Source organism: Clostridium sp. Cult2 (genome assembly GCF_021655075.1).
GTDB lineage: Bacteria > Bacillota > Clostridia > Tissierellales > Tepidimicrobiaceae > Schnuerera.
In genome coordinates this window covers 42,396-57,520 of record NZ_PPXX01000054.1, presented here as the reverse complement: position 1 = coordinate 57,520, position 15,125 = coordinate 42,396, and the positions used below count along the sequence as shown (strand labels likewise).

The window sequence follows — 15,125 nt, the reverse complement described above, 5'->3', positions numbered from 1 at the left end:
AGTTCCAGTGTCCATATGTATCTTTATATTTGACACTAAGGACAAAAACTAGGGGGGACCATATGAGGAGTTTTAAGGAGTATCAATATGAAATAATACAGGGACATGAAAATTTGCCGATAAATGTGATAATCCATAGTATTGATGGATTTCAGATGCATTGGCATAAGGAAATAGAAATACTATTAATCCTAGAAGGCAGTGTTAATGTTAGAGTAGGAGAAGAAACCTATTATCTAAAAGAGAATGATTTAATATTAGTAAATTGTAATGAATTACATAGTACAAGAAGGACTAAGGATAATAATGTATTATTGGCTATCCAGATAGATCCAGAGCTTTACAACTATTTTTATCCTCAGTTTAATAAGATAACTTTTGATTGTAAATCCTTTACTTATGGTCAAGAACAGGAAAGGTTTGATATAATCAGGCACTATATTGCAAAGATAGTTTGGAAATTAAATAAAAAGAATAAAGGATACCAATTTGCAATAGGGAACTATCTATATTTATTGGGAAAACATCTTTTAACTAACTTCGATTATTCCATAATAGGTGATGAAGCAGAAGAATTAAGAGATGAAGATCTTGTTAGACTTCAGCGCATAATAGAGTATGTAAATAAAAATATATTTAGAAAGATAACTTTAAAAGAGATTGCAGAGAAAGAACATGTTAATTATTATTATTTATCTCATTTTATAAAGGATAAAATGGGCATATCTTTTCAAGAATATATCAATAGTGTAAGATTATTTAATGCAGTAGATATGTTGATAAATACAGATAAAACTATAATAGATATATCCCATACTAGTGGTTTTTCTAACGTAAATTCTTTCAACAGGATTTTTAAAGAAACATATAATTGCTCTCCCACAGAATACAGAAAAAACTCCAAGACTATACTTGAAAATCATAATAATTTCACCAAAGATAAAGCTATTAACAAAAGTAAAACTTATTTAGATGTAGATAGAACAACAGCATTAAGAAAACTATTTACCTATCTAAAGCCTACAGAGGTACAAGTTGAAAATGATTATAATGCTATAGGTAATGTAGAGTATATTTTGGTAAATGGAGGGGATGAAGGTCAAAATTTAGAACATTATTGGCGAGAACTTATTACATTTAGCAGGGCAGCAGAAGGTTTAAGGAGTAATTGGCAAGCTCAGTTAAAAGAATTACAAAAAGAAATTGGATTTAATTATATTAGATTTCATGGCATATTTATGGATGAGATGATGGTATATAACCTTTCTAAGAAAGGTAATGTAGAGTATAACTGGTCTTATGTAGATGAATTATTCGATTTTTTTATGGAGGTCAACATTAAACCCTTTGTAGAATTTGGTTTTATGCCAGATGAATTAAAACGTTCTGATGAAACAGTATTTTGGTGGAAGGGAAATATTTCCCCTCCTAAAGATATAAAACTTTGGACGGATTTGGTGGAAGAATTTATAAAGCATTGTATAAATAGATACGGCCTAAAAGAAGTGGAAACTTGGTATTTTGAAGTATGGAACGAACCAGAATATGAATATGTTTTTTGGGCAGGAAGTAAGGAGGAGTATTTTGAATTCTATCGAGAAACTGCATTGGCTATTAAGTCAATATCTGGAAACTTAAAAGTAGGAGGGCCTGCCATAACCCATGGGGCTATATTAGATAGCGACTGGCTGGAAGATTTTTTAGTATTTTGTAATAGGAATAAAGTTCCCCTAGATTTTTTATCGGCTCATATATATCCAGAATATGTATGCCAGGAAGCACTAGAAAAACTTCCCTCCTACTTTGAAAAAGGCATGGATGTGGTTGATATCATACCACTTGTTAAGAAAATATACCATGATAGAAATCATACTTTCAATACCATTAACAGAATTAATAATATAGTAGAAACAAATCTAAAGGGGAAACCAGAAATCCATATTACAGAATGGAATGCCTCCTCTTATTTTGGTAATCTTATTCACGATACATCCTATGTAGCAACCTTTATCATAAAAAATGTATTAGATTCTATTAATACGGTTAATTCCTTAGGATACTGGACCTTTACTGATATATTTGAAGAGCATAAGTTGGGAATGTCACATTTTCATGGAGGATTTGGTCTAATAAATAAAGATGGACTAAAAAAATCATCTTATTATGCCTATTATCTATTATCTAAATTAGGGGATAGGGTTATTGGACAAGGAGAGGATTATATAATAACTAAATCTGGTAAGGATATTCAGATATTAGCATATAATTATGCTTATTTCGACGATTTGTTTTTATCTGGAGACACTTCCCATATAAATCATAAGGAGAGATATTTGATTTATGAGAACAAAGAGATTAAGGAAATAGAATTTAATATAAAGGGTGTTATGGGAGATTATAAAATAACCAATTATAAACTAAATAGAGGAAAGGGCTCTGTATTTGATGAGTGGATTAAAATGGGTGCACCAGAAAATATGTCAATGGAAGAGATAGAATATTTGAAGGGAAAAGCTAAGCCAGAAATGGTAGTAGAATATGTGGAGTTAGATGGAGAATATAGAACAGTATTTCAAGTGCCAGTTCATGGAGTGGAGATGGTGATATTGGAGAAGAGAGTGTAAGCTATGGATATTATCAGGTATCTGTAGTTTTTTTGTTGTTTATATAATGTAATTTTTAGAGGCAGTTGGAGTTAACTTGGAAAAAATTTTCAAATCCAGCAAAAAACAATGACTATTAAAACAAAAAACAAGAAGAGGTAATTAATAAGATTTGATACTATAAAAAATAGGCAAATTATGACTATAGATACAAATTGTATAGAAAAATTGACAAGAAAATTAAATATAACTTGAAACTTGACAATTGAAAAGGGAGGAGATAAATTGAAATTTTTAAATACAACTAAATATAGGATAAGTATGCTAGTTGTTATGATAATGTTATTGCAGGTGTTGATGCCTATGATTGGGGATGTGGTATGGGCTGAGGAGTTAGTGGAGCCTGAGATAGTAGAGGGGCAGGAACTTGGTGAAACCACAGAAGAACCATCAGAAAGGGAACCAGGAGAGCCGATTGAGGATGAAATGGCCGAACTAGGAGATTCGGATGAGCTAGAAACTGGGGAAATGACTGAAGAAGAAAACGAAATAGAAACACAAGGTGGATTAACTGATGATTTTAAATCCCTAACTAACGTAGAAAACACAGATCCTGTTAAATTTACAGAAATTAACTTAGTTTTCAAAAAAGATGGGGAAGAAATAAAAGGCCCACCTTATCCACTAGATGCAGATGTAACAATGGAATTTAAATTTGAAATTGGTGATAATGTAGATGTGGATATAGATAAAATTTATACTTTCAAGATTGCAGATGAAATAAAGATATCAGAAAACAAGACAATCGATTTGCTACATGACATAGATGGTAATAAACTAGGTGAAATTGAGATAGATGAAGATGGAACTATGACTATTCAATTTTTACCTATAATTAATAAAGAATATGATGAGGGAAGAACTGGTTGGGCAAGGGTAACTGGCAAACTAATTGAAGATAGTCTAGAAAATGGTGGGAATAAGGAGATCAAATTTGAAGTTCCAGGTGGAACAATTATAAAAAAAGTTGAGTTTGAAAAAATTGTTGAGACAGAAGAAGTAACTTTAACTAAAAAAGGTAATTATGATAATGATAAAAATGAAATAGAGTGGACTATCACCGTTAATCCAAAAACTCAACCAGAAGGTAGAGAAATAAGTAATGTAAAAATAAAAGATATAATACAAGAAGGACAGACTTATATAGAAGGAACCTTCAGTATTGAACCAGAAGCAAAGGGTGAATTTAGATATGAAAATGAAACAATAACATATGATTTTAAAGAACCAATAAAAGATGGTACTAGATATACAATAAAATTTAAAACAAAACCAAATTTATCTGCTTTTAAGCCTGAAAATGAAGGGAATGAAATTACTTTTAAGAACAAGGTAACTGGTACCTATGGGGATGATAATACTCCAACAAATGAGCCAGAGGATTCGGTTGGGACGACAGTAAACTTTATCAAGAAAAATGGTGGATTTGTACCTAATAAAAGTGGAAATAGAGACGATGATAAGATTACTTGGACAATAGAAATAAACAACAATAACTTGGAACTTCCTTCAGATACTAAATTAGAAGATACTATTCCAACAGGATTGAAATTAATAGAAAGTTCAATTAAACTTGAGCCGTCAGAGATTCAATATAATTTGACCGAAGAAGGCAATAAATTCATAATAAAATTCCCCAAGGGATTAGATAAAAAACTTACCATAACCTATGATACCAGAATAGTAGATATAGAAGCATATGAACCTGATAAAACTAAAACTTATATTAATAAAGCAACTTTGAGTTGGGGTAACGAAAATCTTGCAGAATCAGAGGAAGGAGTCTCTCTACCTAGGACTGTAATCTCAAAAGAAGGCATTGGCTATGATAGAGCTGAACATAAGGTATATTGGACTATAACAATAAATGAAAACAAGCTAGATATACAAAATCCTGTAGTAACAGATATACTTCCAGATGAGTTGGAATATGTATCTCATACCGTTGATAAAGATACTTGGCAATTTGAGGAGAAAGGACAGAACTTAAAATTCAGTTATGATGGAGAAATTAATGATACCTATACCATTAATTTAGTTACAAAGATTAAAGATGAATATAAACATTTATATGGCGCAAATAATAATGAAACATTTAAAAATACTGTGAAGATTAATGGTAACAACATAAATGAAAGGGAGACAGGTGGTGACCAAAGCTATATAAGTAAGGTAATAGAAAAGACAGGCACAGGATATAATTATCTTACCCGTGAAGCATTTTGGAAGATAGTTGTAAATGAAAATAAAATGAAAATTAATAATGCTGTAGTTGTAGATGAGATACTTGGAGAATTCCATAAATTTGATGGCGAATTAAAAATAGGTAACACAGCATCAACAGAAGGTGAAGGAGTTAACCAATATAAGCTTGAAGGAAATAAATTGACAATAAATCTTGGAAATATTGAAGATGTGGTAACTATCACCTTTAAAACCAAAATACCTGAAGATAAAGTTCATGATTTCCTTAAAACAAATGGAGATAAAAAATTAGAGAACAAAGCAACATTAACAGGAGATCAAATTAAAGAAAGTGGAGAGTCATGGACAGGAGAAAATATAATCAAAAACACCATAGTTGGTAAAGAAGGAATCTACCAAAGGCATAATGATTATATCGATTGGGAAGTAACCATCAATACCAATCAGCTAGAATTAATAGATGTAAAACTTACTGATAAGTTACAAGATAAATTAATCTTGGATACTACTACTGTTAAACTATATAAACTAATAGTAGATGATAAGGGGAAATACACCCCAGTAGAAGATGAGAGTCCTATTGGTACAAAATATGATGTAGATACTAATACTGTAGAGTTTAGTCTAGGTGATATTAAAGATGCATATATTTTAAAATTTACAACAGACATAGATGGAGAAAGTATAAGTGATGAATCCTTTAAAAATGAAATAATGCTAAAAGGAACTGCAGTTGAGCAATCACATACTAGTAAAGCGATATCAATATATTTTGATAATGCAGCAGCTGGAGGTACAGGAAGCAAGACAAGAGGTAGCATTAAGATTGTTAAAACAGATAAAGATACTAATGAAAAACTGTCCAATATTAAATTTGAACTACTTGATAAGGATAAAAAATCTTTATCGCCAGCTGTTATTGGGGAAACAGATGAAAATGGTGAGATTTTATTTGATGACTTACGGATGGGAACCTACTATATAAGGGAAATAGAAACGCCTACAGAATATTATCTAATTGAAGATACCGAAGTTGAACTTAAAAAAGGTGTTGATACTAAACATATAAAGGTTGATATTAAGAATGAAAAGATAAAGGGCAATATAGAGTTCACTAAATATGGAGAAGATGATGACATACTAGAAGGTGCAGAGTTTACATTATACCATGAATCTGACAAAGAATTAGAATCCCCAGTCCAAGTTGCAATAAGCAATAATAAAGGGGAAGTTAAATTTGTGGATGTAGAATATGGTGAATATATAATCATAGAAACCGACCCGCCAGAAGGATATAATCCTATAGAACCCGTAGAGGTTTCCATAACTACACATGGTGAAACCATTAAGATAAATGGTGGAAGTATATCCAATACTAGAATTAGAGGAGATTTTGAATTACTAAAAGTAGATAGATATACAAATAAACCATTAAAGAATGCTAAAATTGCAGTTTATACTGAAAAAGATGAACTAGTAGAAGAAAAAACTACTGATGAAACAGGTATAATAAGGTTTGAAAATTTAGTATATGGTAAATATTATTTTAAAGAGACTCAAGCACCATCAGGATATGTACGAAACAATGAAAAACATCCTTTTGAAATCAAAGAGGACAAGGTAGTAGTAAAAGTAACCTTTGAAAACAGAAGGATACCAACAGACCCAGAAATACCATACGAACCTCCTACTCCTGAAGGCAGAATAAAGATAATTAAAAAAGCATTAGGTTCTAATGAATTACTACAAGATGCGGAATTCAATATATTAAATTCTGCAAATCGAGTAGTAGGTACATTAAAAACTAATAGTAAAGGTGAAGCTATATCTAATTATCTACCTGTAGGAACATATACAATCAAAGAAGTAAAGGCACCAGAAGGCTATATGTTAAACGAAGAAATAATAAAGAAAAACATAACCGATGGAACTACAATAGAGCTTGTAATCTATAACGAAGAGGATAAGCCAGAAGAACCAGAAAATCCTACAGAACCAACGGAGCCAGAAGACCCAACAGATCCAGAAGATCCTACAATAGACATAGATGAGGATGGCAATCCAAAAGGTGGCACAGATGTAGATAAAGAAGACGACCCAACAATTGGTTTAGATGACAATACACCAAAAGGTGGGCTAGATGTAGACAAGCCAACATTACCTAAAACGGGGGAAAACAATAATATAATTTTCTACTTAATAGGCTTAATACTAATAGCATTAGGCTTTGCATTTAGAAGAAAAACAGCATAGATTTATTAGGCAGAGGGAACTCTGCCTTTTCTATATTTCAATATCCCAATCTGTAATAGGTTATAATCATGCAATATTAACAGTGAATTTTTCTAATCAATTGGATATTCATCTACCAATTCCCCTAGGGCAAAAAATCTCTTTCCTGTCTTAGAAGAATAGTAACAGGTCATCAAGGAGATTATAGGTTTACCCTTTTCACCTGCTTTTTTATCGGATAGCATTTCCATAGCAGTATCGAGAACAACTACAGTATCATATATATTGTATTCATAGATTTTTTCCCCATCTGATATATAAACTAAATCTCCTATTTCAATGTCCATCAAACTTCCAAACAGTAAGTCTTTATTTTTCATATAATGCCCTGCTAAAGTGAAGTTTCCTAGGCCAAAAGATTGGTCTAGCTTCATAGTAGCAGCACCTACCATAAGATTAGCATCGGACAAACCTTTCATTATAGGTAGGTTTATATCCAAATCGGGAATTAATATAGTCCCAATTACAAGTTTTCTGTTAAAATTCATAGAACCTTTTATTATAGATTTTATATCTACATCCTCTATAGCAGAAAAGTCAAATTCTACCTCCAACTGGTCATTTTGATTATTAGCCTTAATAATTTCATTGGTAACTTCTTCGCTTATTATAGATTTGCTATAATACTTGATTATCTGCTCTGTTATAAAAGGAGTCAACAGGAATAATATGCCTATTATAATCAATAATATAGGTATTACTTTTTTCATAATTATACCTCCAAAGGATTTATATTAATTATACCAAATATCCTCATATATAAATAAATATTTTAATTTAGGTATAGAAAGCTATGGACAATAAGGACAAGCCATTGTATAATAATGGTAAAGTATATAGATTATTGGTGACTTTCCACCGATAAAGGCAAATCTAACGAAAGTTAGGGACGCAAAACTAAAGGGCCTTCCTTAGGAGACTAAGATGGCAGCCAGTTACCGAAAGGAGAGTTTTATTTGTTTAAAAAACGTATTGTAAGCCTTAGCATAATTTTTATTTTAATTTTTACTTCAGCAACTAGCTTTTCTAAAGAAGCTATTTTATCTAATAGTTTTGACAAAGGTAAATTGGATAAAGGTTTAATAAGTATCAATTATAGTCCTTCAAAAAATTCAAAGCTAAAGGTAATGATAAGTAAAGGAACTAGTAAATATACCTATGACATAAGAACAAACAATCAATTTCCCCTTCAATTAGGTGATGGTAAATATACTATTTCAATACTAGAAAATATTGAAGGGAACAAATATAGATTGTTAGAAAAAGAGGAATTAAATCTAGGTTTAATAGATAAGAATAAAGTATTTCTACAATCCATCCAGCTTATTAATTGGAATGAAGATATGGAAGCTATAAAGAAAGCAAAAGATCTTACTAAAGATGCAAAAAGTGATTTAGATAAAGTTAAAGCTATACATAGTTATATAGTAAATAACATTAGCTATGATAAAGAGAAGATAAAAAACTTACAGGCAGGTTACTTACCTTCCATTGAGGAAACATTTAAATCCTCTAAGGGAATATGTTATGATTACTCAGCTTTATTTTCAGCAATGCTAAGAAGTATTGGTATTCCAACTAAATTAGTTATGGGGTATAATAATGATATTAAAGAATACCATGCTTGGAATCAAGTATATTTAAAAGAAACAAATGAATGGATTATTATAGATACTACATATGATTCTGCATATGTGAAAAATGAATTATCAGTTCCAATGATAAAGAATCCAAAAGAATATTTAGTGGAAAAAGAATATTAAGGTTTATTTTAATAAAAACCATATATGTTTATAACCCATTTGCTATTTATAAATGAAAAGCAAATGGGTTTATTATTAATCATATGATATACTTATTTTAAGTATATAAGGAAGGAGCTATTAGTATGAACTTACTTATTAAAAATATCACTATAGTACCTATGGATTGCAAAGAAGAAGTATTAGAAAATGCTAATATCTACATTGAAGAAGATAAAATAAAGCATATTGGTGAATTGAGAGAGGATATAAAGATAGATAGAACCATAGACGGTAAAAATAAAGTAGCAATACCAGGGTTAATAAATGCTCATACTCATATTGGAATGTCTTTACTTAGAAATTATGCTGATGATTTACCATTACATGAATGGTTAACTCAGAAAATATGGCCCATAGAGGCAAATCTTAAAAGAGAAGATATTTATTGGGGTTCCCTTTTAAGTATGGTAGAGATGATTCAAACTGGTACTACTGCTTTTTGTGATATGTATTTTTTCATGGATGAAGTAGGAAAGGGTTTGGAAGAGTCGGGGATGAGAGGGATTTTGACAAGGGGTCTTATAGAAGAACCAGGCAAAGAGAAAGAAAAATTAGATGATACAAGGAGTCTATATAATAACTGGAATGATAAAGGTAATGGAAGAATTAAGGTAATGGTAGCACCTCATGCACCTTATACCTGTAGTCCTGATTATTTAGAAGATATAATGGATTTAGCCTATGAATTGGATACTGGTATCCATATCCATTTATCAGAGACTAAAAAGGAAGTAGAGGATAGTTTTAAAACCTATGGCAAATCTCCTATAAAACATGTATATGATTTAGGATTATTTAGATTACCTACTATAGCTGCCCACTGTGTCCATATCAATCATGAGGATATAAAAATATTAAAGGAAAACAATGTAAGTCCTGTAAATAATCCAACTAGTAATTTAAAACTTGCTAGTGGATTCGCTCCCATAGATGAAATGCTTAAGTTTGGAGTAAATGTAAGTTTAGGAACGGATGGCTCATCTAGCAATAATAATTTAAATATGTTTGAAGAAATACACTTAGCTTCAATTGTGAATAAAGCTGTAAATATGAACGCTATATCAGTACCAGCTATAACTGCACTGAGAATGGCAACAATAAACGGTGCCAAAGCTTTACTATGGGATAAAGAAATAGGGTCTATAGAAATAGGGAAAAAAGCAGATATAGTTTTAATTGACATGAAGAAACCTCATCTATATCCATTACACAATGTAATATCATCTTTAGCCTATTCAGTACAAGGGTCTGATGTGGATACGGTAATAGTAGATGGAAAAATAATAATGGAGAAGAGAGAGATAAAAACTTTAGATGTAGAAAAGATTATGTATAATGCAGAAAAATCTGCTAAGGATTTAATAAATAGATAATATTTTATTAAGAAACACCCTAGCTAGGGTGTTTCTTCGTAAGGTTAGATCCTGTATAAAACAAGATACTAGCCGTAAGCCTAATGACTGCAATTATTATTAAAGAAATTTTTATGTTAGTCATATTCATTATCTTAACACCTAGAATAGGGGATATTGCTGAAATTATTGCTATCATTGTATTATATACTCCGATATATATTGTTCTATTATTATTTGGTATTATTTCAAGCAATATGCTAAATAGCAAAGAGGTTGTCCCTGCTACAGATACTCCAATAATTATATTGAAAAGAACTAACATAAATAAACTTCTCGATAATGCGTATAGTATGGGTGTTATACCCATGCCAATAATGGCAATAGTCAAGGCAATACCATTGCCTTTTTTTTCTGCAAAAGAAGCCCATTTTGTATAGGTGGCTATAGAGGATATACCACTAGCGATAGACATGATACTTAGCCATGTCTCGTTTGCTTTTAGTATTTTAATAATATATATATTAAATAAGGGTTGAGCACCAACCCATCCTATATGAAAAAACAAGGAACATATTGTAAATATGATAAATTTTTTTCGTTTTGGTAGATTTTTAATTACATCTTTTAAAGATGCAATATAGTTAGAGGATACTTTTTCATTTTTATTAACACCTTTAAATTTAAAATAAAAAACAACCTCAATAAATGCTAGCACAAAAGCAATAATAAAAAATATTTGATATAATTTTATGGTATCTGCTGGAGATTTAGGCAAGGAAGTTAGTAGCCTACCAGATATGAAGGTTATAATAATTCCTACTGTTGAAGAATACCTATATCTTAATCCCATAGCCTTACCTCTATCTTGGGTTAAAAACACATCTCCCATACTAGATTGATATCCCATGTTTCCTATAGCACCAGGGAGATTCATAAATCCAACTAAAAAGATAAACAAGCTAGCTTGATTCAGGTTTAAAAAAGGTATAAAGGCCATAAAAAGATAGAAGAATTTTTGAATAAGCATAATTGAACCTACAACTTTTTGTTTATTCTTCAAGCTCTCTATTAATATAGCACCTGGAATAAAAGCTAAAATGCTAAAAAAATGGGGTAATGATGTAAGATATGCAATTTGATAATCTGTAGCTCCTAATCTTTCAGCAAACTTTGCAAAATATGGATTTACTAAATTTAAAGCAGCAGTAGCTAAAATACCATTTATTATATTTGTTCTAATATTATACTCTAAATATTCTTCTTGTATGGAATAGCTTTCTTCCATTTATTATGTACACCTACCTATATACTATTTAGACCCTCTAAATAGTATATATCAAAAGGCAATCTATTTCCATAGATAAATATTGATAATCAAAATTAGCCCTAAAACCTTATTAAATACCTGTAATTTTTATAGTATAATCTAAATAAGGGGGGTAGTATAATGGCCTTTAAGAATATAAATTTAGATGAAAACATTATTCTTAAGAATAAAATACCTTTACTAATAGAAGATAAAAATTGGTTAAAATTATTTGGCAATGTGAACAATAGAAATATTCAATATATAAAAGAAGAATTAATAGAACAAGTAAAGGCACAAAGAGAATTAGAAAGAAAAGAGGAAATACTTCAAAAAGAAAAAACCCTTGCTATGAAAATGATTTTAGGTATATCAAATGCAATTAATAATGAAAACAAAACCCATCCCATTGGGTTGTTAGATGAATACAAAGAAAAAATCGAGACCATAAATGAGGAGTTAAATGAAATAGTTTTTCAATTAGAGACTATTCCTCAACAGATTAGAGAATTAAACTTTAATCTATTAAAAGCTACTGTTTATTATGGTTATAAAGAGCTTAAAGATAAAGAAAAAAAATTGAAGGATGTCACTGATGAGTTAGATACTATGAGAGATAGGATAAAAATATTGATAAATGAGAAGTATGATTATGAAGAGTGGATAAATTTAACTTATTCTTTTTTACATGGTTTATTGGGGAATAAGGAAATTGAAAAGTTAGATGAGCAAATTTTTAAATAAAGGAGAATCTATATGATTTTAGGTAACGGAGTGGATATAGTGAAAATATCTAGAATAGAAAATTTGTTGATAAAAAAAAGAGACCAGTTTCTAACGAGAGTATTTACACAAAAGGAAATAGAATATATTAAAAAGAAAAACTATACTCCCCAAACCGTATCTGGAATATTTGCTGCTAAAGAATCTATATCTAAATTACTTGGTACAGGAATAGGTAATGTAAATTGGAAGGATATAGAGATTCTTCATGACCATAATGGGGAACCCAATGTAAATTTATATAACCAAGGATTGAATATTTCTAATGATTTAGGTATTCATAATATTAAACTATCTATATCCCATGAAAAGGAATATGCTATTGCTTCTGCAATTGGTGAAGGTGAATCCTATAATTTAAAGATTAAAGTTCCTGATAATATTAGGAGTATTTTACCTAAAAGAGAAATAGAATCTCATAAAGGGACTTTTGGTAGAATAGGAATAATAGCTGGTAGTAAAGATATGATTGGTGCCTCTTGTTTAGCTACTATGGCAGCTTTAAGAAGTGGAAGTGGTTTAGTCTATACTATTATACCTAATAGTTTATATGATATTATTTCTATTAAATTAACAGAAGCAATAATTAAACCTGTAGAAGATGAAAATACAGGTCATTTTATTTTGTCTTCTTTTGATGAGATAAAAAAGATAATAGAGGAGATGGATGTATTAGCAATAGGCCCTGGGATAGGAGTTGATGAAGATAGGATTGAATTGGTGAACAAAATATTATTAAATTTTGAAAGGCCAATAGTATTAGATGCAGATGGTATAAATTGTATATCCAAGGGCAATTCAGATATATTATTGAATAGAAGGGCAGATACCATTATAACCCCTCACCCAGGTGAATTTTCAAGACTATTGAACATAGATACAAAGGTAATACAAAAAAATCGGATAGAATATTCTAAACATGTATCGAATAAATATAATGTAATAACAGTGCTTAAAGGTGCTAATACCATCGTAAGCAATCCAAAAGGGGAAATATATGTAAATCCTACAGGGAATCCCGGAATGGCCACAGCAGGTAGTGGAGATGTGTTAACAGGGATAATAGCCAGCTTTATAGGTCAGGGAATAAGTTCTTTCAAAGCAGCTAAATTAGGAGTATATTGCCATGGGTTAGCTGGTGATTTAGCAAAGAAGGATAAAGGTGAATATGGAATGATTTCTAGGGATATATTGGACAATATACCTTATAGCATTAAAAAGGTTAAAGATTGAGTTCTGATTAGAATATCTATTATGGAAAATATTAAAATATTAAACAAATTTGGTTAAAAAAGAAGGATTTTGTATCTAATAGGTTGAATATATAAGGTGGAAGATATAATATAGACTATAGATTTTATTAACTATACAAAAGATAAAATTAATAATAAGTAACGCTGAGGTGGTAAGATGAAAACTTTAGATGAGGTCAGACCAGTTTGGGTGGAAATAAACTTAGATAATTTAGCTCATAATATGAAAGAGGTGAAGAAAAATATAAAAGAAGGTGTTTTGATAACAGCAGTAGTTAAGGCTAATGCTTATGGCCATGGTTCTGTTAAATCTGCTGAAACTTTTTTAAATAATGGTGCAGATAGATTGGCAGTATCAACTTTATCAGAAGCTATTGAGCTTAGAAAGGCAAATATAGATGTTCCTATACTAATTCTAGGGTACACCCCAAAAGGCCAATACCCTTTAGTAGTAGAATTTAATATTATTCAAACCATATATGATTATGAAAGTGCTAAGGTTCTTTCGGAAGCTGCTGTTAAGTTAGACAAGGCTGGTATTATCCATTTAAAGGTTGATAGTGGCATGGGTAGACTAGGATATTTACCTAAAGATGAAGCTATTGATGAGATTATTAAAATTTCTAATCTTCCAAATATAAAAATCGAAGGAATTTATACCCATTTTGCTACAGCAGATGAAGAGGATAAAACCTATACTAGACTTCAATATGATAGGTTTTCAAAATTTACTGAAAAACTAGAGAAAAGGGGGCTTTCCATACCTATTAAACATGTATCTAATAGTGCAGCTATAATGGATTTTCCTGAATACAATCTAAATATGGTTAGAGCAGGAATTATGATATATGGACTCTATCCTTCTAATGAAGTAAATAAGGAAAGAGTAAATCTTAAACCTGCCATGACCTTGAAGTCTAAAATTTCCTACATTAAAAATGTCCCTAAAGGTACTGGAATTAGTTATGGGCAAATTTTTGTTACTGAAAGGGAATCTAAAATTGCTACTATTCCTATAGGATATGCTGATGGCTTTACAAGATTATTAACATCCAAAGCAGAAGCCTATCTAAAAGGGAAAAGAGTACCTGTAGTAGGGAAAATATGTATGGATCAATGTATGCTAGATATTACAGATTTAGAAGATGTAAGTATAGGAGATGAAGTAGTTTTATTTGGATACGGTGAAGAGGGTTATCCTCATGTAGATGAAGTTGCAGATAAGTTAAAGACTATAAACTATGAAATAGTATGTATGGTGGGAAGGAGGGTTCCCAGAGTATATATTAAGGATGGTAAGATAATAGATGTAGAAGATTATCTATTAGATTAGCCAAATTTTGAATAAATAATTGTTCATATTGACACAATTAATGTAAAGAATATATAATTGATATGTATTACTACGGCTGAGCTTATCTTATTAGGTTTTAGGAGAAACATTTGCTTGGGGGTGCAAACTT

The 15,125-nt window shown here is 30.5% G+C and carries 9 protein-coding genes and 1 riboswitch; of the genes, 7 read left to right on the top strand and 2 right to left on the bottom strand.

Going from position 1 to position 15,125, the window contains the following annotated elements:
- The first annotated feature begins 62 nt into the window (after window positions 1-62).
- Window positions 63-2,624 carry a GH39 family glycosyl hydrolase gene (locus C3E90_RS06300; protein WP_236914813.1) on the top strand — a complete coding sequence of 854 codons (2,562 nt, stop codon included), beginning with the start codon at window positions 63-65 and terminating at the stop codon, window positions 2,622-2,624.
- A 264-nt stretch (window positions 2,625-2,888) separates the two neighbouring features.
- On the top strand, window positions 2,889-7,121 hold the full coding sequence (locus C3E90_RS06295; protein ID WP_236914812.1) for an LPXTG cell wall anchor domain-containing protein: 4,233 nt from the start codon (window positions 2,889-2,891) through the stop codon (window positions 7,119-7,121).
- 92 nt (window positions 7,122-7,213) lie between these two features.
- Here the strand turns inward: C3E90_RS06295 and C3E90_RS06290 are convergent, their stop codons facing one another.
- Window positions 7,214-7,870 (bottom strand): class A sortase, encoded by a 657-nt coding sequence (locus tag C3E90_RS06290; RefSeq protein WP_236914811.1) that lies wholly within the window; start codon window positions 7,868-7,870, stop codon window positions 7,214-7,216.
- Window positions 7,871-8,016: 146 nt separating this feature from the next.
- Window positions 8,017-8,103, top strand: a riboswitch (cyclic di-GMP riboswitch).
- Between the two features lie 13 nt (window positions 8,104-8,116).
- Here C3E90_RS06290 and C3E90_RS06285 point away from each other — a divergent pair.
- Window positions 8,117-8,923, top strand: coding sequence for a transglutaminase-like domain-containing protein (locus tag C3E90_RS06285; protein ID WP_236914810.1), 807 nt, complete (start codon window positions 8,117-8,119; stop codon window positions 8,921-8,923).
- A 125-nt stretch (window positions 8,924-9,048) separates the two neighbouring features.
- Window positions 9,049-10,338 carry an amidohydrolase gene (locus C3E90_RS06280; RefSeq protein ID WP_236914809.1) on the top strand — a complete coding sequence of 430 codons (1,290 nt, stop codon included), beginning with the start codon at window positions 9,049-9,051 and terminating at the stop codon, window positions 10,336-10,338.
- Between the two features lie 19 nt (window positions 10,339-10,357).
- Here the strand turns inward: C3E90_RS06280 and C3E90_RS06275 are convergent, their stop codons facing one another.
- Window positions 10,358-11,605, bottom strand: a complete 1,248-nt coding sequence (locus tag C3E90_RS06275; protein ID WP_236914808.1) for an MFS transporter — start codon at window positions 11,603-11,605, stop codon at window positions 10,358-10,360.
- A gap of 162 nt (window positions 11,606-11,767) precedes the next feature.
- On the opposite strand from C3E90_RS06275, the gene C3E90_RS06270 reads away from it, so the two are divergent.
- From C3E90_RS06270 to alr, 3 genes are all read left to right on the top strand, one after another.
- The gene (locus C3E90_RS06270) at window positions 11,768-12,370 is read left to right on the top strand and encodes a hypothetical protein (protein WP_236914807.1); all 603 of its coding nucleotides are present in this window, start codon (window positions 11,768-11,770) and stop codon (window positions 12,368-12,370) included.
- A 12-nt stretch (window positions 12,371-12,382) separates the two neighbouring features.
- Window positions 12,383-13,642: an NAD(P)H-hydrate dehydratase gene (locus C3E90_RS06265; RefSeq protein ID WP_236914806.1), complete on the top strand. Its 1,260-nt coding sequence runs from the start codon at window positions 12,383-12,385 to the stop codon at window positions 13,640-13,642.
- 177 nt (window positions 13,643-13,819) lie between these two features.
- A complete protein-coding gene (gene alr, locus C3E90_RS06260; RefSeq protein WP_236914805.1) occupies window positions 13,820-14,995 on the top strand; it encodes an alanine racemase in 1,176 nt (391 codons plus the stop codon).
- Window positions 14,996-15,125 lie beyond the last annotated feature (130 nt).

Coding starts and splice junctions, on each gene's coding strand:
- C3E90_RS06275 (WP_236914808.1), bottom strand. CDS start 11,605: ATGGAAGAAAGCTATTCCATACAAGAAGAATATTTAGAGTATAATATT.
- C3E90_RS06265 (WP_236914806.1), top strand. CDS start 12,383: ATGATTTTAGGTAACGGAGTGGATATAGTGAAAATATCTAGAATAGAA.
- alr (WP_236914805.1), top strand. CDS start 13,820: ATGAAAACTTTAGATGAGGTCAGACCAGTTTGGGTGGAAATAAACTTA.
- C3E90_RS06280 (WP_236914809.1), top strand. CDS start 9,049: ATGAACTTACTTATTAAAAATATCACTATAGTACCTATGGATTGCAAA.
- C3E90_RS06300 (WP_236914813.1), top strand. CDS start 63: ATGAGGAGTTTTAAGGAGTATCAATATGAAATAATACAGGGACATGAA.
- C3E90_RS06270 (WP_236914807.1), top strand. CDS start 11,768: ATGGCCTTTAAGAATATAAATTTAGATGAAAACATTATTCTTAAGAAT.
- C3E90_RS06290 (WP_236914811.1), bottom strand. CDS start 7,870: ATGAAAAAAGTAATACCTATATTATTGATTATAATAGGCATATTATTC.